The sequence below is a fragment of the Chryseobacterium formosum genome (assembly GCF_026460885.1).
Taxonomy (GTDB): Bacteria; Bacteroidota; Bacteroidia; order Flavobacteriales; family Weeksellaceae; genus Chryseobacterium; species Chryseobacterium formosus.
Window position 1 is genome coordinate 288,253 of the sequence record NZ_JAOVZW010000015.1, and the last position, 23,733, is coordinate 311,985.

A 23,733-nucleotide genomic window follows, 5' to 3' on the forward strand; every position below is an offset into this window, starting at 1 on the left:
TACTTGCAACAAATCCTTCAAACAAACGACAAATTATCTAATAATAACTTAGAAAATAATTATCTTTACAAATCACATTTTAGTGATAATAACTATTCTAAAATTCAACTTAAATAATGAATAAATTTCTTATCCCCATAATATTTTCAATTACAGTCTCTTTAAATGCTCAAGACAAAAATAAAGCAGCAAAACTAGACAGCCTTTTTACGAAAAATTATGAAAATAAAACATTCAATGGTAATGTTTTGATAGCTGAAAAAGGGAAAATCGTTTTTCAGAAAAGCTACGGAGTTGCCGATTATGAAACAAAAAGACTTTTGAATAATACAACAATTTTCGAACTAGCTTCGGTTTCCAAACAATTTACAGCAATGGGAATTGTTTTACTTGAAAAGCAGGGGAAATTAAAATATGATGATCCCATTTCAAAATATATTCCTGAACTTTCATTTTATAAAAACATTACAGTAAGAAACCTACTGAATCACACAGGTGGACTTCCCGATTATATCAATTTATTTTCTAAGAATTGGGACAAGAAAAAAATTGCAACAAATAATGATATTATTTCAGAATTTGCAAAATATAAACCTAAAGTAAATTTCCAGCCTAATGAAAAATACGAATACAGCAATACAGGTTACGCACTTTTAGGTTATATTATAGAAAAAGCTTCAGTACAAAGTTTCGGAGATTATTTAGAATCCAATATTTTCAAACCTTTAGGTATGAAAAATACATTTGTTTACAGAAGTAGATTTCAGCCAAAAGTTGTAGAAAATTATGCTAAAGGATTTATTGAAAATGATTTTGGATTTATCGTTTCGCCCGATGCTTTAGGAAAATCTTATTTGTCTTATTATCTCGACGGAATTGTTGGTGACGGAATGGTAAATTCTACTACTGAAGATCTTTTGAAATGGGACAGAAGTTTGTACACTGATAAATTGGTTAACGAAAAAGATAAAGCAATAATATTTCAGGGAGCAAAATTTAATAACGGAAAATTGACAGATTATGGTTTTGGATGGCAAGTTGCAAAATCACAAAATAATGATAAAGTTGCCGCTCATTCTGGAAGTTGGGCAGGTTATCTTACGTATATCGAAAGAAATTTATCCAAAGATCAAACAATTATTATATTACAAAATATAGAGACTTCTAAAAGTAATTTTTCTTTACCGATTGTAAGAAAAATTCTTAATAATGAAAAAATTATTGTTACAAAAATTAAAAAATTCACTTATTCTTCAGCAGATTTAGATAAATTTTTGGGTATATATTCATCAGAAAATTTTCCAATAAAGATCACTATTACTAAAGAAGGTAATGTTTTGTTTGCGCAAGGAGAAGGTCAAGGTAAATTCGCGACAGAATCTTTTGAGAATAATTTATTTACTTTTGATCAAGCCGGACTTAGATTAACTTTTAATCCTGAAAAATCAGAAATGTTTTTCGAACAGGGAAAAAATAAAATCACATTTAAAAAAGAATAAAATGAAAATTATTACAACCTTAATTTTAGTATTTTCTTCATTAATTATCAGTGCACAAAAGATTTTAGCTCAGGAAAAATACGTTGGAACAATTAATGGAAAAATAAATATTTCTTTCTATTTAAAAATTGAAGAAACTGGTTGTCCGAATGTTATTGCTTCAGGAATCTACAAATACACCGATAATAAAAGCGGAAATTGGATTCTTCTCGACACTACTTTTTCTGAAAAAGCTCAACAATATACTTTTGTTGAGCATTATAATACTGGATTGATGTTACTGAAACGTAATTCTGACAATTTTCAAGGTTTATGGATTTCTCCGGATGGAAAAAAACAACTTAAAGTCAATTTAAAAAAGATAAAACAAACCAAATTTGAAATTGAAAAAATGGAAGATGAACTGGAAAAAGCCAATTACAACGCCAATGATTGCTAAACTTTATTGATGTCTGTCTCCTTTTTGATGATACAAAACATTATTTTTCGAAGAATTTAAGTTTTCATTCAAATGTTGATTGTTGAAATTTGAATCAACTTTACTTTGATTGCGAGAAGAATCTATCGGAACTTGAACACGCATTTTCTTACCATTTCTAAAAACTTCACCTTCTGCAGTTCTGTACATTTGATTTTCTTTGTATTGGTTTCCGTCTGGTGCAGTAAAAATTTCTCCTTTATTTTTTCTTTGCTTTCTTTTTTGATTCAAAAAAATTAAAACTCCACCTGTAACAATTCCTAAAGCTATTTTTACTGAATTTTTCATAAATAATATTTTGAGATTGTACAAACAAAACTTTTGCCAACAATTAAATCTGTGGTATCATTAAAATTTTAATCTAAAAATAAAAAAGACTGTCAATAAATTAACAGCCTAAAAAACTTGAGTTAAAAACATAGATATAAATCTGGATTGATACTTATCTATAACTCAAAACTATGAAGTTAAAAAATCTTATTTTATGACCTTAATCATAAATTACTTTTCTCTGAAAATTAAATAACATATAAATAAGCTAAGATTAACTAAAACCGCAAAAGCATTAGACAAAATAATAGGTAATTCATCTTGTTGAATACCGTACCAAACCCAAAGCGAAAGCCCAACAATTAAAATAACAAGCATCAACCAGGAAATATCTTCTACATTTTTGGTTTTAATGACCTTAATTAATTGTGGCATTGAGGCAATAGAAGTTAAACCTCCTGCAACTAAACCTAAAACTTCGACATTCATATAATTTGATTTATTATTAAACAAAAAACAACATAAAAGAATTATGTTGTTTTCTTTGATGTGAAGAAGCAAATGTATGCTTTTATCAATCAATGTAATTAAATGTGGTATTTATTTTGCACCGATCATTCCGTCTGCGAGACATTGCCATTGAATTTTGGAAGAACCAGCCATCCCGCCTAAAGCAATAAAAGTATTTTTAATACTGTTTAAAAATCCTGTATTTTTATTTGGACTTTCATTTCTGCCATAAATTGCCATCTTGATATAATCTTTACCTTTAGAAATAACAAATGTAGAAGAAGATCCTGCAGCATAAAAATGAACCGTTTTTCCGGCAAAATTATTTCCCGGCAATTTTGAAGGTCTGCATTGAATCATCAAACGATCAGGATTACTCTTATCAATCATATCAATCTGTACCCATTGATAATCTTCTGGTTTAGGATTATTAATTTTTGTAAGCAGAATTTTGATATAATCCCCTATTTGAGGTAATCTTTGAACAGTTTCTCCTGAAGAATCGCAAAGCGTAAATTCTGTCGGAGTTTCTTTGCAATAATTTCCCCATTTATTTATGTCGAAAAACTTTTCTTTAAGAATATTAAATTTTAAATCAATTTCTTGACTGTCTTGAATTTTTTGTATACTTTCTGTATCATGAAAACCCCCTTTCACCTGTGAAGGAATTCCCGGAACTTTTTTAGGTTTCATTAATTTTAACCTTTATTTAAACTGAATATTATTGATTTTTTTGAATCGAATCGATTGAATACTTTATAGCTTTCTAAGTAATTTTCAATCTTTAGAATTAATTATTTTTCATTGATCATTTGAGTTATTTTAAATTAAATCAATTCTATGTTTAAATGTTTTCCGGTAAAAATTTAATACAAATTTAATATACATCACAATAAAATGAAATTTACCAGTACAAAATCTGTATGCTTACAATAATATTTACGATAAATGATTGAAAATCAAAATATTATGTAATAAATAACTTTCACTTAAAAATCTAAGCACGAATTGAAAAAGTACAGCATAAATCTTGCCAAATTCAAATTTAACAAGGCTTTAATCACAAATCTATGATTTGAATCACAAGTATTTGAATCACAAGTATTTAAAATTCAAGCTATTTAAAATCAAACTGAGAGATTCAAACTCTTAAAATTATAGCCATAATCATGATTTTTTATATTTTGAATGAACATTATTTTAATTGTATTAAAAACAAATATTTACTTTTTTGTTAAATAATTTAGCCTAATCTAAAAAATTTGCCTATATTTGAAATGAAAATTTTTTTTTCATCATTTGTGTTTTTATTAAACCCTCCCTTTTAGGGAGGGTTTAATTTTTGTAATAAGACTAAAGTGCTTTAAACACTGCATTTCTTTGATATTTTACGTTGAATTTATCTTTCATTACTATTCTAGATACATCTAATTCAAATCTCAATTTTAAAACTTTTCTCGTTACGTTTTGTAAATCTGTTTATAGCTATTTAACATAATCAAAAAATTAAAATTCCTATCTTACAGAAAGAAATTACTAACACTACAAAATTTTAATTATGAAAATAGGTTTAATAGGATTTGGAAAAGCAGGTAAAGCAGTAGCAAATGTAATATTACAAAACCCAGATTTCAGTCTTGAATGGGTTTTAAGAAGCAGTAAAAATATGGAAAATGCTTCTGCTAAAGATTTTCTTGACTCGGATTCTAACGATAAAGCAGAAATTTTTTCACAGCAAAATTTAAATCTTAGTGAATTTTTCACAGATTATCCTGTAGATATTATAATCGATTTTTCCTCTACAGAAAGCATTTATAAATACGGGAAAATTGCATCCGAAAAGAAAATACAAATAATTTCTGCAATTTCACACTACGGAACTGAGGAAAAACAGCTTCTAAATGAGTTGGCAAAAACAAATACCGTATTTTGGTCGCCAAATATAACTTTAGGAGTTAATTATTTACTATTTGCAGCAAGTCTTCTTAAAAATATTGCACCAGATGTTGATATTGAAGTCGTTGAAGAACATTTCAAAGCTAAATCTGGCGTTTCTGGAACTGCAATAAAAATTGCTGAAACTTTAGATATTGAAGAATCCAACATTAATTCTGTAAGAGCTGGAGGAATTGTAGGAAAACATGAGGTAATCTTTGGATTTCCTTATCAAACAGTGCGTTTAGTTCATGAATCAATTTCTCGGGAAGCATTTGGAAGCGGTGCGCTTTTTGTCGCAAAACATTTAAAAAATTACTCAAAAGGACTTTATAATTTTGAAGATATACTTAAACCTTTTTTCTTCGGCGATTCTCATAAGAATCTTTCTTAACGGTTAAGTCTAAATTAATGTATAGCATTATTATTACGATAAGATTCAATAATTTATTATTATATAAATACTTAGTGATCAAAAAGGCATAATCTTTGCAATTTCTTTAATAAGCAAATGATGAGATGAAATTAAACTCATTACACCACATTCATTATAAATATTAATATCTAAAATCCCCATAGTTTTATTGTAAACTGGGGATTTTTCTATTATAAGATTTTTAAAATTTTTAACTAGAAAATCTAGTTGACTTAAAATTATTTAAAAGTTTGGTAAAAAAGGCACACAATATGCTAATAACAATACATAAACCTAAAAAATATTATTATGAAAAGTGTATTATGGCTAGTTGCAGTGATCTGCATTGTTGTTTGGTTATTGGGAATTTTAAATATCATTCCAGGAATCAGTACCAGTTATTTAATTCATGTTTTATTAGTAATTGCAATTATTGTAGTTCTATATAATATTATATCCGGACGAAAACCTTTGGATTAAATTTATTCTAAAAATTAAAATTATAAAGCGAAGTAAATATTTACCTCGCTTTTTTTGTTAGTCTAAAATTTATTTAAAAAAATTGATTATAATTTCTAATAATCTTTATTTATTCCATTATCAAATTTCAGTTTCATTTTACATTTTGAAACAAAATCGAATAAAAAAACTCTTTTTAATTTTATTAAAAGTAAAATAACTAAGTAAAATAATTTCCCAAAATAACAAATATAAAACCCTGATAAACAATCAACTAATATTAATATTCTTAATTTGAATTTATAATTATTATGTCAATATTTATAAATGCTACCCACAATAAGTTGTTAATGAAATTTTATGATTATATATTTGTTACAGATAAAACGAGACACTTAATCATTCATATATAATAACTTTTCATCATTCAGTTTTCATGTAGAACATCAGGGTTCGGACAATCTAGGGAGAAGAACCCTGTTCTCTACAATTAAAAAAGACACCATCATTTACATTATATTAATAGAAAAAACGAACCTCAATTGAGGTTCGTTTTTCGTTTTATGGGTCTTTATATTATTTTTCTGTAATTAAGAATTATTATTCTGATCTTCTAATTCTTTAATTCTTTTCTTAATAAAATCGGCAGGTCTTATTCCATTTTGCTCAAGGAAAATATTTGAAAAACTTTGTCTATTGCTAAAACCTGCAGCAGAAGCAATATGTTCGATAGAATATTTTCTCCATTCTTTATCCTGATAAATTTTCTGCGTTGCAAAATTGATTCTTAAAACATTAATATATGTATTAAAATTGCTTCCCTTATATTCATTAATAACCTGGGAAAGGTATGAAGTATTTGTTTTGAATTGTTCTGAAAGTTTTTTAAGTGTTAAACCTTGTTCCAAATATCCTTGATTTGCTTCAAAAACCTGAATATCGTTCAGAAGCTTCTCTACAATACTATTATCGAACTTAATGCTTTTATCATTAGAATCTGTCGGTTCTACAACTTCAGTTTTAACCGGAATTGTGACAGGTACAATTTGACTTCCTTCTTCAAGTTTTACAAGTAAGTCTTCATAAGTTTTTTGGATATTTTTTTGCTTTCGTACTCTGTAATAAACTACAAATCCTAAAGCTGTAATAATTGCAAGACAAATAAATATCAATAATTTACTATATGAATTTGTCTTTTCTAAATTCTCTTTTGTCTCAAGAAGCATCTTTGTATCGTATTCCTTATAAATACGGGTTGAAAGATGTTTAAAATCTGAAGCAATTACGCTATCTACTTTAAGAAGCTGATTAGTGTAATATAATTCTTCTTTATGATTATTATCTTTTTTGTAATACTCAATTAATTCTTCGTAGTTGCTTCTAAGTTCTGGAAGAATAAATTTATTTTTATTAAAAATTGAGTCAACTCTTCTGTAATTTTCAACTTCAAGTTTTTGATCACCTAAAAGCTCATAACTCTTTCCTTTATAGAAATATATATATGAAGCCCAAGTAAAATCATTTACTTTTATAAGCTCTGGAAGAGCCTGATCAAAATGAGTGATTGCTGCCGTATAATTTTTATTTTTAAATTCAGAAACTCCTAGACTTTTCTTAAAATAACTATTTTCTAGATTAAATTCTTTAATTTTTGGAATTTTCTCTGCCGCTTTTTTAAGCAAAATCTCTGCATCTTTGCTCTTATCTAACATTTGATAGCAAATAATTGCTTGGTGCATAGAGTTTAAATAGCCTTTAGTATTATTAAAAACCAAATTCTCTTTTATATCGCCATTAATTTTAGTTTCAAAAAAGCTAATACACTGCTCAAATATTTCCAATGCTTCGTCATAATAACCTAAATAACTTTTTACAACACCAATATGATAAATATTTCTATATTTTAAATATTCATTTTTAGAATCTTTTAAATATTCATAAGCCTTTAAATATTCTTCTAAAGCTAACTGAAATTTTCTTTGATTAAAATAATAAATAACTCCTTTTGTTAAAAAAGCATCACCAATTAAATCATTATTTTTTGAATTTTTAGCAGCTGCAATTGCACTGTCTGCATAATTTAATTTTTTATTTTCAGAGTATGTAATCGCATCTTTATAAGCTTGGAAAAGCTCAGGATAGTTATTTTCTGATTTTGCTTTTTTAATATATTGATTTACATATACAAGAGCTTTAGGATCATTTTCTTCATAAGTCCAATATTTTTCTCGAAGGTTCGAGTAAAAATCCTGCGAATATAATATTGCAGTAAACAGGCTGTAAAAAATTATAAAAAATCTTTTATTCATCAGATATTTCCCAAGAAATTTTATTCAAAAATACGTAAAAACTATTTATTATAAGCAATTTTAGTGTAATGAGTTTAATTAATTAACATAGCAGATTATCATAGGAGATTTGATATAAGTTTTTAAGTTAGAAGTAAAAATTTATAAATCAAACCCTAATGTACTTGTAACGTATATCTATTTTTGAGTAATTTCGAGCATCTAAATTAAGAACAAGTTCAATCATTAATCCTAGAATAAAATGAAAACAAAATTAATCGCAATCAGCTTAATTGCTATTGGAGTATGTATCACTGCATGTAGGCAATCAGATGACAACCTTTTAGAAGATGATATTCAATCGTCTGCACAATCTAATCAAACTGAATCTCAAAGACCTGTAAATGATTCTTTGGCAACAGATCCGCCAAGAGATGGTTCACATTGGAAAACAACGGATTCTGTTAAAGTAAATCCCCCTAAGAATTTTATTTTAAAATCAGATTCTATTAAATTAAGTGTTGGCATTGATGACAATGGGCCGAAAGATCCTCCTAGAGATGGAAGTCATTGGAAAACTAAATAAATTAAAAAAAACATCTGTCATAATTTTAACAGGTGTTTTTTTATATAGTGAATATGAAAAACAAAAAAACCTCTCGAGATGAGAGGTTTTTATATGATATAAAAAGAAAATTACAGTAACAAAGTTAAAGGACTTTCTAAATATGTTTTCAAAGTCTGCAAGAACTGAGCTCCTGTCGCTCCATCTACAACTCTGTGATCACAAGCTAATGAAAGCTTCATGATATTTCCAACTACGATTTGTCCATTCTTAACGATTGGTTTCTCAATAATTGCTCCTACAGAAAGAATTGCTGCATTTGGCTGGTTAATGATACTTGTGAAAGTCTCAATTCCGAACATTCCTAAGTTTGAGATAGAGAATGTAGAACCTTCCATTTCGTTTGCTTTAAGACCTTTAGATTTTGCTCTTCCAGCCATATCTTTTACAGCAGCTGAAATTTGAGTGTAATTCATTTGATCTGTATTCTTAAGAACCGGAACTACCAATCCATCAGGAATTGCAACAGCAACACCAACGTTGATATTTCCTCTGTGAATCACTTTATCTCCTGCCCAACTAGAATTCACTTGCGGATGTTTTCTTAAAGCAATTGCTGTTGCCTTAATTACCATATCATTGAATGAAATTTTAGTATCCGGTAACGAGTTGATTTCTTTTCTAGCTTCAATTGCCTTATCCATGTTGATTTCAACCATGAGATAATAGTGAGGAGCAGAGAATTTACTTTCAGAAAGACGTTTTGCAATAATATTTCTAACCTGAGAGTTTGGAGTCTCTGTATCTTCACCCTGAACAAAACTCAATGCAACTTGCGCAGCAGGACTTGCAGTCGGAGCTGAAGAAGCTGATTTAGCAGTCGGTTGATAATTTTCAATATCTTTTTTAACGATTCTTCCATTTTCTCCTGAACCTTGCACAGAATTGATATCAACACCTTTTTCTTGAGCCATTTTTTTAGCTAAAGGAGAAATAGCTACTCTGTCTGATGACGAAGTATTTGTAGTTTGTGCAACCGATTTCTCTTCTGCTTTAATTTCAGATTTTTGTTCAGCAGGTTTATCTGATGATTTTGCAGCAGCTTTTGGAGCACCAACCGCAGAAACATCAGTTCCTTCAGGTCCGATAATTGCCAAAACTGTATCAACTGGAGCAGCTCCACCTTCTTCAACACCTTGCTTCAAAAGAATTCCATTGAATTCTGATTCAAAATCTTGTACAGCTTTATCGGTTTCGATTTCAGCTAGAAGATCACCTTCTTTTACTGTATCTCCAACGTTTTTGTGCCATTTAGCAACTTTACCTTCAGTCATTGTATCAGAAAGACGAGGCATGGTAATCACTTCTACACCAGCCGGAACTTCTGTAGAAGTTTCTTTAGTTGAAGTAGTATTTGATTCTGCTTTTGGATCTTCTTTTTTATCTTCAGAGGCAGCACTGGGAGCAGCAGCTCCACCTGTTAATCCTGAAATATCTTCTCCTTCATTTCCGATAATAGCCAAAACTAAATCTACTGCAGCAGCTGAACCTTCTTCAACGCCAACATATAAAAGTGTTCCTTCAACTTCAGATTCAAAATCCTGTACTGCTTTATCAGTTTCGATTTCGGCTAAAATATCTCCTTCTTTTACCTTGTCTCCTACTTTTTTATGCCATTTAGCCACTTTTCCTTCCGTCATTGTATCGGAAAGACGTGGCATTGTAATAACTTCTGCCATAATATATATTGATTTGAGATTCGAGATTCGAGATTTGAGATTAGGGAAACTCAAATTCAAATATCAAATTAATTATTAATTATTATTTTTTAGTTTTCTAATTTATCTAAGAACGGATAGTTTTCCTGAGCATAAACATACTCGTAAACTTTCTCTGCATCAGGATATGGAGAATTTTCCATGAACTCGATGCATTCTTCTACAAAATCTCTTGATTTGTTATCTGTAGCTTCCAATTCTTCTTCAGTTTCCCAGTTGTTTTCTAAGATTCTTGCTTTGATTAATTCAATTGGATCATCTTTTTTTGCAATAGCAACTTCATCTTTAGATCTGTAAGGTTCAGCGTCAGACATTGAGTGACCTCTAAAACGATAAGTTCTAGCTTCGATAAAAGTTGGTCCATCTCCTCTTCTTGCTCTTTCAATAGCTTCGTAAGCAGCTTCAGCCACTTTTTCAGGATCCATTGCATCTACAGCAAGACAAGGCATTTCGTATCCTAAACCTAATTTATAGATGTCTTCGTGGTTTGCAGTTCTTTTTACAGAAGTTCCCATCGCATACTGATTGTTTTCAACAACAAATACTACAGGAAGTTTCCAGTTCATTGCCATGTTGAAAGTTTCGTGAAGCGAACCTTGTCTTGCAGCACCATCTCCAAAGAAACAGATATTTACTGCTTTTCTGTCGAAATATTGATCTGCAAAAGCAATACCAGCTCCCAAAGGAATTTGTCCTCCAACAATACCATGACCTCCGTAGAAACGGTGTTCTTTGCTGAAAATGTGCATAGATCCACCCATACCTCCGGAAGTACCAGTAGCTTTACCACAAAGTTCTGCCATGATTCTTTTAGGATCTACTCCCATCGCCATTGGATGGATGTGACATCTGTATGCAGTAATCATACTGTCTTTAGTTAAATCCATTGCATGCGTAAAACCAGCCGGAATAGCCTCCTGACCGTTGTACAAATGTAAAAAACCTCTGATTTTTTGTTTTAGATAAAGAGAACGGCATTTGTCTTCAAACCTTCTCCACATTGTCATATCTTCATACCACTTAAGGTATACCTCTTTAGAAAATTCTTTCATGTGCGAGCTTCTTGCTTATTTATTATGAAATAGTTGAGCAAAAATATAAAAAAAACTTCGTTTTTATTATATGCACAGCAATAGTTTTTTTACTTATAATGTTATATTTACATTTCAAACTACTTTATGGAAGAAAAAAAGACTTCATTTATACATATTATCTCAAGAATTATCTCAGATTTTTTTAATCCTTTAGTTTCATTGGTTATCTATTTTGTGTATTTCAGTATTCAGAATTACACCTTTAAAGAAGCTTTCACACACTTTTTACCAATTTTGCTTATTACCATTCTTCCGGTAATTATCTGGATTGTTTGGAATGTAAAGACAGGTCGATATACCAATATGGATGTTTCCAATAGAGTTCAAAGAAAAACGCTATATATTTTTATTGCTGTGTGTATTATCTCTTATTTAGCTTTCAATTATATAAAAAATGGATTCATCGATTTTGTAATGCTGTTCATCCTAATTCTTTTATTCGCTTTACAGTTCAGTAATCTATATATAAAAAGCTCAATGCATACTGCTTTCAATGTTTTTGTGGCAGCATTATTTTTTGCATTTGATGTGAAAATTGGTTTTGTATGGCTTGCAATTGCGGCTTTGGTAGGAATTACGAGGATAATTTTAAAAAGACACACCGTAAAAGAAGTATTTATGGGTGCAGGAATCGCTATTTTGGTTTCTTTTATTTATCTTTATTGCAACAATAAGTATCAGCGCAATGATTTACCTACTGAGGTAATACCTGTAGAAACTACGATCAAGTAAATAATTCTATAATAGCGCTACTCTCTTTTTTATTAAATTTAAATTCAAATATGAAAATAAATCATCTTACCTCTGCCGAAGAAAATCTAATGAAGCTGTTTTGGAAACTAGAAAGCTTCTATTTAAAAGAAGTGATGGAACAACATCCTGAACCGAAACCACACCAAAATACCGTATCTACGTACTTAAAAATATTGGTTGAAAAAGGATATCTGTCAACAAAAAAAGAAGGAAGAATTTTCAAATATTCCGTAATTGTTCCTTTTGACGATTATAAAAAGTTTTTACTGAAAGAACTTTCACATCAATTTTTCAATAATTCAGGAAAAGAAATCTTGGAATTCTTATTTAATGAAAATCTAATTTCACAAAAAGATTTACAGTCTTATTTTGATTTAAAAATTGAAATGAAACCTGTGAAGACAAAAGAACCTAAACTTGAATACGCTGAGGAAATTCTGAATCCTAAAAAAGATAAAAAAGGAAAGGATAAGAAAAAGAAGAAGAAAAAGAGTGAAGATTAATTAGTTAATGGTTGTTGGGTTTTAGTTTTTGGAAAAACAGCCTAAAAAATTCAACTCATCAATTTCAAAAATAGAGACATAAAAAAAGCGGCTTAAAAGCCGCTTCAATTTTTTACCAACGACTTCCGCCGCCTCCGTTACCTCCACGGTTGTTGTTGTTTCCGTAACCACCTCCAGAGTTACCTCCTCCACGGTTGTTACCATAACTTCCACCTCCGCTTCTGTTATTATCAAAGCTTCTTCTTGGTTTTTCTTCTCTTGGCTTAGCCTCAGACACGTTAAGAATTTTACCGTTAAGTTCTTTTTGGTTAAGAGCCTCAATAGCTTGAGCTCCTTCTTCGTCACCCATTTCGATGAAACCGAAACCTCTAGAACGACCAGTTTCTCTGTCTGTTACGATTTTAGCAGATGATACATCGCCAAATTCTGCAAATAAGTCGTGCAACTCATACTCTTTAGTTGCGTAATTGATGTTTGAAACAAAAATGTTCATTTTAAAAAAAATTAAAAATTAATATAAGTCTTGGTATATAAAAGAAAAGCAACATAATAAATGAACATAATATTGATTCCAAATATAAACAGGTGCAAGATACAATTAAAAACAATAAATCAAAACATTTTAAACATTTAATTCAAATCTATTCTAAACTATTCATAATACTCCTAAAACAGACGATTTTTTCATTAAATATTTTTTTGAAAAACTCTTTTTTAAACCTAAATTTGTGCTGAAAACATTCAAAAACATGAATTATCATACTAGAAAATGGGTAAAGCCCGAAGATTTGAATCCTAACCAATCACTTTTCGGAGGAAGATTGCTGCAATGGATTGATGAAGAAGCTGCCTTATATGCTGTTATTCAGCTCGAAAACAAAAAAATCGTCACCAAGTTTATTTCAGAAATCAACTTTGTAAGTTCAGCAAAACAAGGTGATATTATTGAAATCGGAATTGAGGTAACAAAATTCGGTTCAACTTCTCTTACACTTGCTTGTCAGGTTAGAAATAAAATGACGCATCAGACCATTATTACTGTTGACAGAATCGTTATGGTCAACCTTGACGAAGACGGAAATCCTGCTCCACACGGTAAAACTCAGGTTGAATTTGTGAAAGACAGAATTAAACCTAAAGAAGAATTATGAAAATTTTCATAAAAAATATGGTCTGTGGTAGGTGTATTTCTGCAGTTGCCAATATTTTTGATGAATTTAATATAAAAATCTCCAACATCAGTTTAGGTGATGTAGAAACCGACTCTGAGATTTCTGAAAAACATATAGAATCGATAGAAAATCGTTTATTAGAAACGGGTTTTGAAAGAATTAAAGATATTTCGCAACAACTCGTCGATAAAATTAAAAATTTAATCATCATTAAAATCGGAAAATTGGATATTGATGAGAATTTTTTGTTGTCAAAATTCTTAAGTCCTGAGTTAAACAAAGATTACAGTTCTCTTTCTAAAACATTTTCACAAAACGAAAATATTACAGTTGAACAGTTTTTCATTCTTCAAAAAATTGAAAAGGTAAAAGAATTATTGCTTTACAACGAATTTAATCTGACGGAAATTGCCGGAAAATTAGGTTATAAAAGTGTTCAACATTTATCTTCACAATTCAAAACGACTACTGGCTTCACTCCTACCGAATTTAAAAAACTTAAAGTTCACAATAGAAAGCCACTTGATAAGGTTTGATCGTTTTAGTGTTTTAGTGTTTTAGTGTTTTAGTGTTTTAGTGTTTTAGTGTTTTAGTGCAAAATTAATTGTATCAAGATTTCAATTTTAAAGACTCTAGAACGCTCAAACTCTCCCACTCTTTCACTCAAAACTCTCCAAAATATTGTAAACATTATCCCTAAATTTATAACAGCTTACAAAATCCTTTTCGGAAATTTGTACTATAAATTTAGAATCATGCACCAACAATATAAAGTTTTAGGAATGACCTGTTCAGGTTGTCAAAAAAAGATTTCAGAAAAACTCAACAGTTTAGACGGAATTTCAGCTGATGTCAATCTTGAAAAAAGCACCGTTGAAATACATTCAGATAAAGAAATCAATTTAATGGAACTCAATCAATTGCTTTCTGAGATTGGAAATTATAAACTTGAAGATTCAAAAAATCCTTATAGTTCTTTTGTAAAACCACAAGATCGAGTTTCTCCATCATCCGTTTATTATTGCCCGATGGAATGTGAAGGCGATAAAGTCTATTTCCAGCAGGGAAAAAGATGTCCGACTTGTAATATGTTCTTAGTTCCGATTGAAGAAAAACTGGCAAAAGATCCGAATTATAAACCCACTTATTCCTCTTCCAATCTTCCCGAAAACTTCAAAGACAATATCGGAAAATATTACTGTCCGATGTTTTGCGAAGATGATAAAATATATGATGAAAAAACCGATTGTCCGGTTTGCCACATGCATTTAGAAGAAATTACGGAAGATTTGGTTAAAAATTCTTCATCTCATTCCCATCATCACAATCCTCAACATGAAGCGCCAAAAGTTACCGACGACATGGCTGGAAAATATTATTGCCCGATGTTTTGTGAAGGAGACAAAACTTATGACAGTAATGTTGGTTGCCCCGTTTGCGGAATGGATCTGGTAAAATATCCTGAAAAAGGTGAAGAAGAAACAGATGATACTTATATAATTTTAAAGAGAAAATTCATCATTTCTTTAGCATTTACAATTCCCGTTTTTATCCTTTCAATGGGTGGAATGTTCATTGATTTTCCTTTTTCCCATCAAATTCAGGGGATTTTTGAATTAATTCTCACGTTACCCGTTTTATTCTATTCCGGATGGTTTTTAATGAAAAGAGGTTTTATTTCTTTTAAAACATGGAATTTAAACATGTTCAGTTTAATCGCTTTGGGCGTTGCAGCAGCATTTATTTTCAGTATTGTTGCATTAGCTTTTCCCGATTTGCTTCCTCATGAAATTCGAGGACACAATCATGAAATTCCACTTTATTTTGAAGCAGTTTGCGTTATTATGACTTTGGTAATTCTTGGACAGTTAATGGAAGCTTTAGCTCATAAAAAAACAGGAAATGCCATTAAAGAACTCATGAATCTTTCTCCAGATGAAGCCAATTTAATTTTTAATAATGAAGAGAAAAAAGTTCCGCTTTCTGAAGTGAAAATTGGAGATTTACTAAAAGTAAAACCTGGCGAAAAAATTCCTGTTGATGGAAAAATTATTGAAGGAAGTTCCGTCGTTGACGAAAGTATGATTACTGGAGAGCCCATTCCTGTTGAGAAAAATATTGACGATCAAGTAACTTCAGGAACTATCAACGGAAATCAGGTTTTCATAATGAAAGCTGAAAAAGTGGGTGATGAAACTCTACTTTCCAAGATTATAAAAATGGTGAATGATGCAAGCAGAAGCCGTGCTCCGATTCAGAAACTGACTGATAAAGTGGCAAAAGTTTTTGTTCCGGCTGTAATATTTATTGCAGTTCTTACATTTATTTTATGGCAGATTTTTGGTCCTGAAAATCAGAAAACATTGTTTGCTTTCGTTAATGCTGTTGCGGTTCTCATTGTGGCTTGTCCGTGTGCTTTAGGTTTGGCAACGCCAATGTCTTTGATGGTCGGAATTGGTAAAGGAGCCAAAAACGGAATCCTTATCAAAAATGCCGAAGCTCTTGAATTAATGAATAAAGTAAACGTTCTAATCACCGATAAAACAGGAACTTTAACTGAAGGAAAACCATCGTTAGAACATATAGAAATTACAAACAATTCTGACCAAAATTTAATTTTAAAATTAGCCTATTCTTTAAATCAAAATTCAGAACATCCTTTATCAAATGCTGTCATTAAAAAATCAAAAGACGAAAATATTCATGCTGAGAAAGTTGAAAAATTTGAAAATATTTCCGGAAAAGGCGTAAAAGGAATTATCAATGGAAAAACGGTTCATTTAGGAAATGAAAATCTTTTAGTTACCCATAAAATTCAGATTCCTGAAGATTTAAAACTAAAAGCTACAGAAATACAGTCTAAAGCTCACACTATTTCATACATCACTCAAGAAAATGAGGTTTTAGGATTTATTAGTTTTACTGATAAAATCAAAGAAAGTTCGAAAAAAGCCGTTCAGTATTTGTTAAATGATGGAATTGATGTTATCATGATGACCGGAGACAACGAAAATACCGCAAAAGCAGTCGCTGATGAATTGGGAATCAAACATTTTAAAGCCAATTGTCTTCCGGAAGATAAATTGAATGAAGTAAAAAAACTTCAGCAACAAGGAAAGATTGTAGCAATGACCGGTGACGGAATAAACGACTCTCCTGCTCTTGCACAGGCAAACATTGGAATTGCAATGGGAACAGGAACTGATGTCGCGATTGAAACAGCAGAGATTACTTTATTGAAAGGCGATATTTTAGGAATTGCAAAGGCAAAAATTTTAAGCGAAAAACTGTTGAAAAATATCAAAGAAAATTTATTTTTTGCATTCATTTATAATGTTTTGGGAATTCCGATTGCGGCAGGATTGTTGTATCCGTTTTTTGGAATTTTATTGTCTCCGATGATTGCGGCAGCAGCGATGAGTTGTAGTTCATTATCTGTAATTTTAAATTCACTGAGATTAAATTCTGTTGATTTGGATATCAAATAATTAAACATCTCGCAGATTAAGCTGATTTAGCAGATCTTAATAATCTTTATAAAAAATCTGCGAGAGACAAATAAAATATGGAAAAAGAAAATATTTACATCGGCTGTTCAGGTTTCTACAATAATGATTGGAAAGGCTCATTATATCCCGAAGATGCCAAAAGTAAAGACTTTCTGACTCTGTATTCTAAAGAATTTAATGCTGTTGAAATCAACTCTACTTTCTATAGAAAACCGACTGCAAAAACTTTGTTGAAATGGTTTGATGAAACTCCAAATGATTTCAAATTTTTTATAAAAATTCCAAAAACAATTTCACATGAAAAACGTTTGAGAGATTGTAAAGAAGAGATTCAGGAGTTTTGTGAGCACATTCAAAATAACTTAAAAGAAAAACTTTCCGGATTTTTATATCAATTTCCGCCCTCATTTAAAAATACAAATGAAAATTTAGATTTAATCTTAAAAAATTTAGATTTTGGGTATTTAAATGTGATTGAATTTCGACATAATTCTTGGTGGAATGATGAAACTTATTCAGCTTTAAAAACAAAAAATATTATTTTCTCCAGTGTAAGTTTTCCTGGAAATCTTCCGGATGATTTTATTATTAATCACCCAGAATTATTTTATTATCGTCTTCATGGAAAACCTGTGCTTTATAAATCGGAATATTCTGAAAATGAACTCAATGATTTAGCTCAAAACATCTTAAAATCAGGAAGAAAGGGTTTTATTTTCTTCAATAATACTTGGGGAACCGCTGCTGTAAAAAATGCAATTCAACTGAAAAAATATCTTTAAAATAATTTTAATTAAAATTTCATTAAAACGTGAAATTATTAGAAAAATGGTATTATATTTGTTAACTAAATTTTGTAAAATTTAACAATTTTTAACAACTTAATTTCCATCAATCTTTATGAAAAAAACTTTTGCGGAAAAGTCTGTATGCAAGACTTTTCTAAGGATGATTACAGTGGTAACTGTGACATCAACCCTATTTACAGGATGCAACCAAAAAATCGAAGTAAAAGAAACTGAAAAAATTCTTTCGAATCTGCCTCCCACCGCAAAAGTCCCCAGAATAGATGATGAAAATGTACCAACAGATAAAAGAGTTATCTACTTAACTTTTGATGATGGTCCCAATCGTGGAACCGAAAATCTTTTGAAAATTTTACACAAAAGAAATGTCACTGCAACTGCTTTTCTTATCGGAAAACACGCTTCAGATAGCAAAAGACAAAAAGAAGATTTCGAAAAAATGAGAACTGATGGATTGCTTGAAATTGCCAATCATAGTTATGCTCATGCTCACAATAAATATTCAGATTTTTATAAAAATCCTGAAGCTGTTTTAAAAGATTTTGATATTGCAAAAGACAGCTTAAAACTTCCCGGAAAAATCGCAAGAACACCTGGAAGAAATATTTGGAGATTAAATAATATCAATGTGACCGATATTAAAAGTTCTTCTTTATCAGCTGACAGATTGAAAACAGAAGGTTACAAAGTAATCGGTTGGGATCTTGAATGGAAGCCAAACAATAAAATGCAGCTTAAAGGAAATCATCAGGAAATGCTGAAAAAAGTTGACAGCATTTTCTTTAATGATCTTGAAAAAACATCGAGACATTTGGTTTTTCTTACACATGATCAATATCTTACCGATGCGGATTCTATTAATGAATTGGATTTATTTATAGAAAAACTACAGAAATCTAATCGTTTTGTTTTCAGGAAAATATCGGCTTATCCGAAAATCAATGATATTCTGAATTAATTTTTAAGTTTCCACAGATACACAGATTATTTTGCCACGAATACACTAATTTTATAATTAAAAAGTCATTAAGGATAATTGATTCGTGTATTCGTGGCATTTTTACAACAGATATTATTTTCAATCATCCGTGAAAATCTGTGCAATCTGTGGGATTTCATATTTAAATTATTCTTTTTTCATTTTAAAATTCAGAAATTTGCATTTATGAGTATTCAAGAAAATTATAATAATATAAAAAGTCAGCTTTCGGAAAATGTTGAATTGGTTGCGGTTTCAAAAACACATTCTGTTTCTGCAATTCAGGAGGTTTATAATCTCGGACAAAGAGTTTTTGGTGAAAATAAAGTACAGGAACTGACCGAAAAATATCCTTTGTTACCAAAAGATATTCAGTGGCATTTGATCGGGCATCTTCAAACCAATAAAGTAAAATATATTGCGGAATTTATTGACACTATTCAAAGTGTAGATTCTGAGAAACTTTTAAACGAAATCAATAAAGAAGCGGCAAAACATAACCGTAAGATTAAGGTTTTACTTCAGGTAAAAATTGCTGAAGAAGAAAGCAAATTCGGCTTGGAGATTGTTGAAGCTAAAGATTTATTTCAAAAATTCGCTAACGGAGAATTTACCAATGTTGAAATCACTGGTTTAATGGGAATGGCAACATTTACAGAAGATGAAACTCAAATCAGAAAAGAGTTTTCAGTTTTAAAAAGTCTTTTCGATGAATTAAATCAGACTCAAAAATTAGAAACCCTATCGATGGGAATGAGTGATGACTTTCTGATTGCAATTGAGAGCGGAGCTAATTCAATTCGTGTAGGTTCTGCAATTTTCGGGAGAAGAGATTACTCAATATAGACTTTTGGGAATGATTTTTGCTAATACTCAAGCAAAAAATACCTAAATTTGCGACTATGCAAAAAATCCTTATTGTAGAAGACGAAAAAGCAATCTCCGGAGTACTTCACAGTATTCTTTCGGATGAATTAACTGACTATGAATTTGTCATTGCCGACGACGGCTTAGAAGGCTATAAACAAGTAGAGAAAGAAGATTTCGCATTGATTATCTCAGATATCAAAATGCCAAAACTTTCAGGAACTGAGCTTTTAAAGCAAAGTTTAGCTCTAAAACCGGAATCTACATTCATTATGATTTCCGGACACGCCGACATCGATTCTGCAGTTTCTTGCTTGAAGGACGGTGCATACGATTTTATTTCCAAGCCAATTGACATCAACAGATTGATTACAAGTGTGAAAAATGCTTTGGTAAAGGAAACTTTAAAGAAAGAAAACAAAAATCTTCAGACTGAAAATAAAACCCTGAAAAAGAAAGTCAACAAGAAATACCAAATGATTGGTGAATCTGCTGCTTTGAAGAAAATTCAGGATATGATCGAAAAAGTAGCAGCTTCTGATGCCAGAGTTTTGATTACTGGACCTAATGGTGCAGGTAAGGAATTGGTGGCTCATTCCATTCACAACTTAAGTGAAAGATCGAGAGGACCAATGGTTGAAGTAAACTGTGCTGCAATTCCTTCTGAATTGATTGAATCTGAACTATTCGGACACGTAAAAGGTTCGTTTACAGGAGCAATTAAGGACAAACAAGGAAAATTTGAGCAGGCAAACGGAGGAACAATTTTCTTAGACGAAATTGGTGATATGAGTCTTATTGCTCAGGCAAAAGTGTTGAGAGCATTGCAGGAAAGCAAAGTTTCTCCTGTGGGAAGCGATAAAGAAATCAAAGTTGATGTAAGAGTTTTAGCTGCAACCAATAAAAATATGCAGGTAGAAATTGAAGCTGGAAGATTCAGAGAAGATTTATACCACAGACTTTCTGTAATTGAAATCTACGTTCCGCCATTGGATGAAAGAAAAGAAGATATCAGTCTTTTGGTGAGTCATTTTTCGGGAATAATTGCTGATGAACAAGGTAATGCCGTTAAAAAATTCGATGATAAAGCGATTGATGCCTTAAAAGCACTTTCGTGGACTGGAAATATCAGAGAGCTGAGAAATGTTGTGGAAAGACTTATTATTCTTGGAGGAAACTCAGTTTCTGAAGAAGACGTTGCAAGTTTTGTGAGAAAATAATTTAATTCTAAATTAAAATATATTTTAAAAATTTGCAGTATTTATGCTGCAGATTTTTTTTTGAATTATTATGAGCTTTTTAAATAAAAATTACACGAAAGAAGCGTTAACATTGGCTCTTCCGGTAATGCTTACACAGGTTGGGCAGGCTTCTGTAAACCTTTTCGATAATATTATTGTAGGACAATTGTTGGGCGCAGATGCTTTGGCATCAGTTTCCTTAGGAAATGCAGTATTCTTCTCAATGTTTGTTTTGGCATTGGGATTTTCATTTGCTATTCCGCCATTGGTTTCGGAAGCGCATTCTCAGAATGATCATAAAACCATCAACTCAGTTTTCAGTCATGGATTTGTAATTAATATGACTGTCGGAATCATCTTAATGTTGCTATTGTTCGCAGGATTACCACTACTCTATCATTCTGGGCAACCAGCGAAAATTATTCCTGATACTGTAGATTTTCTTTGGATTATGGCAATAAGCATAATTCCGTTTATGGCATTTCAGACTTTGAGAGAAGTTTCTGAAGGACTTTCTTACACAATTGGAGTTACAAAAGCGACTATTATTGCAAACGTGATTAATATTGTTTTGAATTACGTTTTAATCGAAGGACTTTGGATTTTTCCTGAAATGGGAGTAAAAGGTTCTGCTTTAGCAAGTTTAATTGCAAGAATTTCCATGGTAGTCTTCCTTTATTTTGTATTGATGAAGGAACCAAAAACCAAACAATACATCAAAGAATTTTCATTAAAAATGCAGGTTTTCTCAAAGAAAATGTTTGAAAAAATGGTTCGATTAGGTTTTCCTACGGCCTTACAAATGTTTTTTGAGGTTACCGCTTTTGCCGGAGCAGCATTTATTTGTGGTATAACCTTTGGAGAGGATTTAATGTCACAACAATTTGCAGCCCATCAAATCGCATCTCATCAAATTGCCTTAAGCGTAGCTTCATTTACCTTTAATTTATGTATAGGTTTCAGTGTAGCTTCAACGGTGATGATTGGAAGAAAATTAGGAGAACAAAATTTCATTGAATTAAGAAAAATAGGAATCAACAACCTTAAAATTGCTTTTCTTTTCATGTGTATTTGTGGAATCATTTTCGTTTTAGCAAGAGATATTCTGCCTACATTCTTTACAAAAGCTAACGAAATTGAAGTAATTATGTTAGCATCAAAACTAATGATTATTGCTGCTTTATTTCAGCTTTCGGATGGAATTCAGGTAACGGCTTTGGGAATGTTGCGAGGTTTGCAGGACGTAAAAATTCCTTCAATTATTACATTTATTGCGTATTGGCTGATTACCATTCCTTTAGGTTATTTTCTTTGTGTAACGTTGAAAATGGGAGCATTCGGAATGTGGATTGCGCTTGGATTGGGATTAACGATATCAGCATGTATGTTGGTAAAACGTTTTCTCAATATGTCAGCAAGACGAATTAAAGCAAACAAAATATAAAATGAAAGCGGTCTTTGGATCGCTTTTTTTATTTACTATCTTTAAAATTCAAAACCAATACTTGATGAAAACAATATTAGAAACCAAACGTCTTTTACTTAGAGAATTTGAAATCAGCGATGCAGAAAGTCTTTATGAACTAAATTTGAATCCAAGCGTTATAAAATACACAGGAAATTCTGCGTTTAAAGATATTGATGAAGCCAAAGAGTTTCTTGAAAACTATTCTGACTATCAAAGAAACGGCTATGGAAGATGGGCAGTTATCTATAAATCAACAAATCAATTTCTAGGTTGGTGCGGATTAAAGTATGATGAGAAATTAGATGAAACAGATATTGGCTTCAGGTTTTTTGAACATTTTTGGAATCAGGGATTTGCTACTGAAAGCGCAAAAGCCTGTATCGATTACGGTTTTGAAGAATTAAATTTAAAAACGATCGTCGGAAGAGCTATGAAAGAAAATTTAGCTTCGATAAAAGTTTTAGAGAAAATCGGACTTCAATTTAATCTAAGTTTTGATTTTGATGGAAAAGAAGGAGTAATTTATAGAATTGATAGTCATTGACCTGTAAGATATTATTGAAAAGCATTATTAATACAATAAATTCAACGACTTTCATAATAAAAAGTAAAAATATTTAAAATATTATTTTAAAATATCGTTATAAATAGTATATTTGATATTATTAACAATTAAAAACACAATGATATGCCAGTACAGTATACATTAAGCGAAAAAGGAAATCCTGCAGATCAATCTGCTCCTAAAAAATTCTATGCAACTTCAAAAGCCACAGGTGAAGTTACTTTCAGAAGTCTTAGCAAGGAAATTGCCGGTGCCTCTACGACGGTGAGCGACACTGATGTTTTAGCCGTTTTAAACGATTTGAGCAAAGCTCTTGCAAAACATCTTTCAGAGGGAAGAATTGTAAGATTTGGTGATTTTGGTTCTTTCAGCATTCGGCTAAGCAGTGAAGGTGCAGAAAGTGCTGACAAGTTTAATTCTTCGATGATTAAAGCTCCTAAAATAACTTTTCGTGCGGGGATAGACCTCAAGGAAATGCTTGCTATTACGAAGTTTGAAAAAGCTAAGTAAGGAAAAATAAAATCCTCGCCAGTAATTTTAAATTGCTTACTGAGCATTTTTAAATTACTGGTGAGGATT

Annotated in this window: 24 protein-coding genes; 17 read left to right on the forward strand and 7 right to left on the reverse strand. The window is 30.8% G+C overall.

Annotated features, from left to right (window positions below; genetic code table 11):
• Window positions 1-116: 116 nt before the first annotated feature.
• Together OF897_RS13825 and OF897_RS13830 are read left to right on the forward strand one after the other, a co-directional pair.
• Window positions 117-1,499, forward strand: a complete 1,383-nt coding sequence (locus OF897_RS13825) for a serine hydrolase domain-containing protein (RefSeq protein ID WP_267266271.1) — start codon at window positions 117-119, stop codon at window positions 1,497-1,499.
• 1 nt (window position 1,500) lies between these two features.
• On the forward strand, window positions 1,501-1,938 hold the full coding sequence (locus tag OF897_RS13830) for a hypothetical protein (RefSeq protein WP_267266272.1): 438 nt from the start codon (window positions 1,501-1,503) through the stop codon (window positions 1,936-1,938).
• A gap of 3 nt (window positions 1,939-1,941) precedes the next feature.
• Here OF897_RS13830 and OF897_RS13835 read toward each other — a convergent pair whose 3' ends face one another.
• From OF897_RS13835 to OF897_RS13845, 3 genes are all read right to left on the reverse strand, one after another.
• Entirely contained in the window at window positions 1,942-2,265 is a 324-nt protein-coding gene (locus tag OF897_RS13835; protein WP_267266273.1) for a hypothetical protein, read from the reverse strand.
• A 213-nt stretch (window positions 2,266-2,478) separates the two neighbouring features.
• Window positions 2,479-2,736 carry a SemiSWEET transporter gene (locus OF897_RS13840; protein WP_267266274.1) on the reverse strand — a complete coding sequence of 86 codons (258 nt, stop codon included), beginning with the start codon at window positions 2,734-2,736 and terminating at the stop codon, window positions 2,479-2,481.
• Between the two features lie 111 nt (window positions 2,737-2,847).
• Entirely contained in the window at window positions 2,848-3,450 is a 603-nt protein-coding gene (locus tag OF897_RS13845) for a hypothetical protein (RefSeq protein WP_267266275.1), read from the reverse strand.
• Between the two features lie 865 nt (window positions 3,451-4,315).
• On the opposite strand from OF897_RS13845, the gene OF897_RS13850 reads away from it, so the two are divergent.
• On the forward strand, window positions 4,316-5,086 hold the full coding sequence (locus OF897_RS13850) for a 4-hydroxy-tetrahydrodipicolinate reductase (protein ID WP_267266276.1): 771 nt from the start codon (window positions 4,316-4,318) through the stop codon (window positions 5,084-5,086).
• A gap of 330 nt (window positions 5,087-5,416) precedes the next feature.
• On the forward strand, window positions 5,417-5,587 hold the full coding sequence (locus OF897_RS13855; RefSeq protein WP_267266277.1) for a lmo0937 family membrane protein: 171 nt from the start codon (window positions 5,417-5,419) through the stop codon (window positions 5,585-5,587).
• Between the two features lie 569 nt (window positions 5,588-6,156).
• Here OF897_RS13855 and OF897_RS13860 read toward each other — a convergent pair.
• Window positions 6,157-7,875 carry a helix-turn-helix domain-containing protein gene (locus tag OF897_RS13860; RefSeq protein WP_267266278.1) on the reverse strand — a complete coding sequence of 573 codons (1,719 nt, stop codon included), beginning with the start codon at window positions 7,873-7,875 and terminating at the stop codon, window positions 6,157-6,159.
• A gap of 241 nt (window positions 7,876-8,116) precedes the next feature.
• On the opposite strand from OF897_RS13860, the gene OF897_RS13865 reads away from it, so the two are divergent.
• Window positions 8,117-8,440 (forward strand): hypothetical protein, encoded by a 324-nt coding sequence (locus OF897_RS13865; protein WP_267266279.1) that lies wholly within the window; start codon window positions 8,117-8,119, stop codon window positions 8,438-8,440.
• 110 nt (window positions 8,441-8,550) lie between these two features.
• Here OF897_RS13865 and OF897_RS13870 read toward each other — a convergent pair whose 3' ends face one another.
• Together OF897_RS13870 and pdhA are read right to left on the reverse strand one after the other, a co-directional pair.
• Complete coding sequence (locus tag OF897_RS13870) at window positions 8,551-10,158, reverse strand: 2-oxo acid dehydrogenase subunit E2 (protein WP_267266280.1); 1,608 nt, start codon at window positions 10,156-10,158, stop codon at window positions 8,551-8,553.
• Window positions 10,159-10,247: 89 nt separating this feature from the next.
• Window positions 10,248-11,249 carry a pyruvate dehydrogenase (acetyl-transferring) E1 component subunit alpha gene (gene pdhA / locus OF897_RS13875; RefSeq protein WP_267266281.1) on the reverse strand — a complete coding sequence of 334 codons (1,002 nt, stop codon included), beginning with the start codon at window positions 11,247-11,249 and terminating at the stop codon, window positions 10,248-10,250.
• Window positions 11,250-11,375: 126 nt separating this feature from the next.
• Here pdhA and OF897_RS13880 point away from each other — a divergent pair, with 126 nt between their 5' ends.
• Together OF897_RS13880 and OF897_RS13885 are read left to right on the forward strand one after the other, a co-directional pair.
• Window positions 11,376-12,023, forward strand: a complete 648-nt coding sequence (locus tag OF897_RS13880) for a phosphatase PAP2 family protein (RefSeq protein WP_267266282.1) — start codon at window positions 11,376-11,378, stop codon at window positions 12,021-12,023.
• Window positions 12,024-12,073: 50 nt separating this feature from the next.
• Window positions 12,074-12,547, forward strand: a complete 474-nt coding sequence (locus OF897_RS13885) for a BlaI/MecI/CopY family transcriptional regulator (protein WP_267266283.1) — start codon at window positions 12,074-12,076, stop codon at window positions 12,545-12,547.
• A gap of 112 nt (window positions 12,548-12,659) precedes the next feature.
• Here the strand turns inward: OF897_RS13885 and OF897_RS13890 are convergent, their stop codons facing one another.
• Window positions 12,660-13,040 carry an RNA recognition motif domain-containing protein gene (locus OF897_RS13890; protein ID WP_267266284.1) on the reverse strand — a complete coding sequence of 127 codons (381 nt, stop codon included), beginning with the start codon at window positions 13,038-13,040 and terminating at the stop codon, window positions 12,660-12,662.
• Between the two features lie 256 nt (window positions 13,041-13,296).
• Between OF897_RS13890 and OF897_RS13895 the strand changes: the two genes are divergently transcribed.
• From OF897_RS13895 to OF897_RS13940, 10 genes are all read left to right on the forward strand, one after another.
• Window positions 13,297-13,698, forward strand: coding sequence for an acyl-CoA thioesterase (locus OF897_RS13895; protein ID WP_267266285.1), 402 nt, complete (start codon window positions 13,297-13,299; stop codon window positions 13,696-13,698).
• Window positions 13,695-14,255 (forward strand): helix-turn-helix domain-containing protein, encoded by a 561-nt coding sequence (locus tag OF897_RS13900; protein ID WP_267266286.1) that lies wholly within the window; start codon window positions 13,695-13,697, stop codon window positions 14,253-14,255. Before OF897_RS13895 ends, OF897_RS13900 begins: the two co-directional genes overlap by 4 nt.
• Before the next feature lie 219 nt (window positions 14,256-14,474).
• The gene (locus tag OF897_RS13905; RefSeq protein ID WP_267266287.1) at window positions 14,475-17,207 is read left to right on the forward strand and encodes a heavy metal translocating P-type ATPase; all 2,733 of its coding nucleotides are present in this window, start codon (window positions 14,475-14,477) and stop codon (window positions 17,205-17,207) included.
• Window positions 17,208-17,284: 77 nt separating this feature from the next.
• Window positions 17,285-18,010, forward strand: a complete 726-nt coding sequence (locus OF897_RS13910) for a DUF72 domain-containing protein (RefSeq protein WP_267266288.1) — start codon at window positions 17,285-17,287, stop codon at window positions 18,008-18,010.
• Window positions 18,011-18,128: 118 nt separating this feature from the next.
• The gene (locus OF897_RS13915; protein ID WP_267266289.1) at window positions 18,129-18,992 is read left to right on the forward strand and encodes a polysaccharide deacetylase family protein; all 864 of its coding nucleotides are present in this window, start codon (window positions 18,129-18,131) and stop codon (window positions 18,990-18,992) included.
• A gap of 207 nt (window positions 18,993-19,199) precedes the next feature.
• Window positions 19,200-19,859, forward strand: coding sequence for a YggS family pyridoxal phosphate-dependent enzyme (locus OF897_RS13920; RefSeq protein WP_267266290.1), 660 nt, complete (start codon window positions 19,200-19,202; stop codon window positions 19,857-19,859).
• A gap of 56 nt (window positions 19,860-19,915) precedes the next feature.
• Window positions 19,916-21,100, forward strand: coding sequence for a sigma-54-dependent transcriptional regulator (locus OF897_RS13925; protein WP_267266291.1), 1,185 nt, complete (start codon window positions 19,916-19,918; stop codon window positions 21,098-21,100).
• A 70-nt stretch (window positions 21,101-21,170) separates the two neighbouring features.
• A complete protein-coding gene (locus tag OF897_RS13930) occupies window positions 21,171-22,565 on the forward strand; it encodes an MATE family efflux transporter (protein ID WP_267266292.1) in 1,395 nt (464 codons plus the stop codon).
• 64 nt (window positions 22,566-22,629) lie between these two features.
• Window positions 22,630-23,133: a GNAT family N-acetyltransferase gene (locus OF897_RS13935; RefSeq protein ID WP_267266293.1), complete on the forward strand. Its 504-nt coding sequence runs from the start codon at window positions 22,630-22,632 to the stop codon at window positions 23,131-23,133.
• 144 nt (window positions 23,134-23,277) lie between these two features.
• On the forward strand, window positions 23,278-23,664 hold the full coding sequence (locus OF897_RS13940; RefSeq protein WP_267266294.1) for an HU family DNA-binding protein: 387 nt from the start codon (window positions 23,278-23,280) through the stop codon (window positions 23,662-23,664).
• Window positions 23,665-23,733 lie beyond the last annotated feature (69 nt).

Coding starts and splice junctions, on each gene's coding strand:
- OF897_RS13825 (WP_267266271.1), top strand. CDS start 117: ATGAATAAATTTCTTATCCCCATAATATTTTCAATTACAGTCTCTTTA.
- OF897_RS13830 (WP_267266272.1), top strand. CDS start 1,501: ATGAAAATTATTACAACCTTAATTTTAGTATTTTCTTCATTAATTATC.
- OF897_RS13835 (WP_267266273.1), bottom strand. CDS start 2,265: ATGAAAAATTCAGTAAAAATAGCTTTAGGAATTGTTACAGGTGGAGTT.
- OF897_RS13840 (WP_267266274.1), bottom strand. CDS start 2,736: ATGAATGTCGAAGTTTTAGGTTTAGTTGCAGGAGGTTTAACTTCTATT.
- OF897_RS13845 (WP_267266275.1), bottom strand. CDS start 3,450: ATGAAACCTAAAAAAGTTCCGGGAATTCCTTCACAGGTGAAAGGGGGT.
- OF897_RS13850 (WP_267266276.1), top strand. CDS start 4,316: ATGAAAATAGGTTTAATAGGATTTGGAAAAGCAGGTAAAGCAGTAGCA.
- OF897_RS13855 (WP_267266277.1), top strand. CDS start 5,417: ATGAAAAGTGTATTATGGCTAGTTGCAGTGATCTGCATTGTTGTTTGG.
- OF897_RS13860 (WP_267266278.1), bottom strand. CDS start 7,875: ATGAATAAAAGATTTTTTATAATTTTTTACAGCCTGTTTACTGCAATA.
- OF897_RS13865 (WP_267266279.1), top strand. CDS start 8,117: ATGAAAACAAAATTAATCGCAATCAGCTTAATTGCTATTGGAGTATGT.
- OF897_RS13870 (WP_267266280.1), bottom strand. CDS start 10,158: ATGGCAGAAGTTATTACAATGCCACGTCTTTCCGATACAATGACGGAA.
- pdhA (WP_267266281.1), bottom strand. CDS start 11,249: ATGAAAGAATTTTCTAAAGAGGTATACCTTAAGTGGTATGAAGATATG.
- OF897_RS13880 (WP_267266282.1), top strand. CDS start 11,376: ATGGAAGAAAAAAAGACTTCATTTATACATATTATCTCAAGAATTATC.
- OF897_RS13885 (WP_267266283.1), top strand. CDS start 12,074: ATGAAAATAAATCATCTTACCTCTGCCGAAGAAAATCTAATGAAGCTG.
- OF897_RS13890 (WP_267266284.1), bottom strand. CDS start 13,040: ATGAACATTTTTGTTTCAAACATCAATTACGCAACTAAAGAGTATGAG.
- OF897_RS13895 (WP_267266285.1), top strand. CDS start 13,297: ATGAATTATCATACTAGAAAATGGGTAAAGCCCGAAGATTTGAATCCT.
- OF897_RS13900 (WP_267266286.1), top strand. CDS start 13,695: ATGAAAATTTTCATAAAAAATATGGTCTGTGGTAGGTGTATTTCTGCA.
- OF897_RS13905 (WP_267266287.1), top strand. CDS start 14,475: ATGCACCAACAATATAAAGTTTTAGGAATGACCTGTTCAGGTTGTCAA.
- OF897_RS13910 (WP_267266288.1), top strand. CDS start 17,285: ATGGAAAAAGAAAATATTTACATCGGCTGTTCAGGTTTCTACAATAAT.
- OF897_RS13915 (WP_267266289.1), top strand. CDS start 18,129: ATGAAAAAAACTTTTGCGGAAAAGTCTGTATGCAAGACTTTTCTAAGG.
- OF897_RS13920 (WP_267266290.1), top strand. CDS start 19,200: ATGAGTATTCAAGAAAATTATAATAATATAAAAAGTCAGCTTTCGGAA.
- OF897_RS13925 (WP_267266291.1), top strand. CDS start 19,916: ATGCAAAAAATCCTTATTGTAGAAGACGAAAAAGCAATCTCCGGAGTA.
- OF897_RS13930 (WP_267266292.1), top strand. CDS start 21,171: ATGAGCTTTTTAAATAAAAATTACACGAAAGAAGCGTTAACATTGGCT.
- OF897_RS13935 (WP_267266293.1), top strand. CDS start 22,630: ATGAAAACAATATTAGAAACCAAACGTCTTTTACTTAGAGAATTTGAA.
- OF897_RS13940 (WP_267266294.1), top strand. CDS start 23,278: ATGCCAGTACAGTATACATTAAGCGAAAAAGGAAATCCTGCAGATCAA.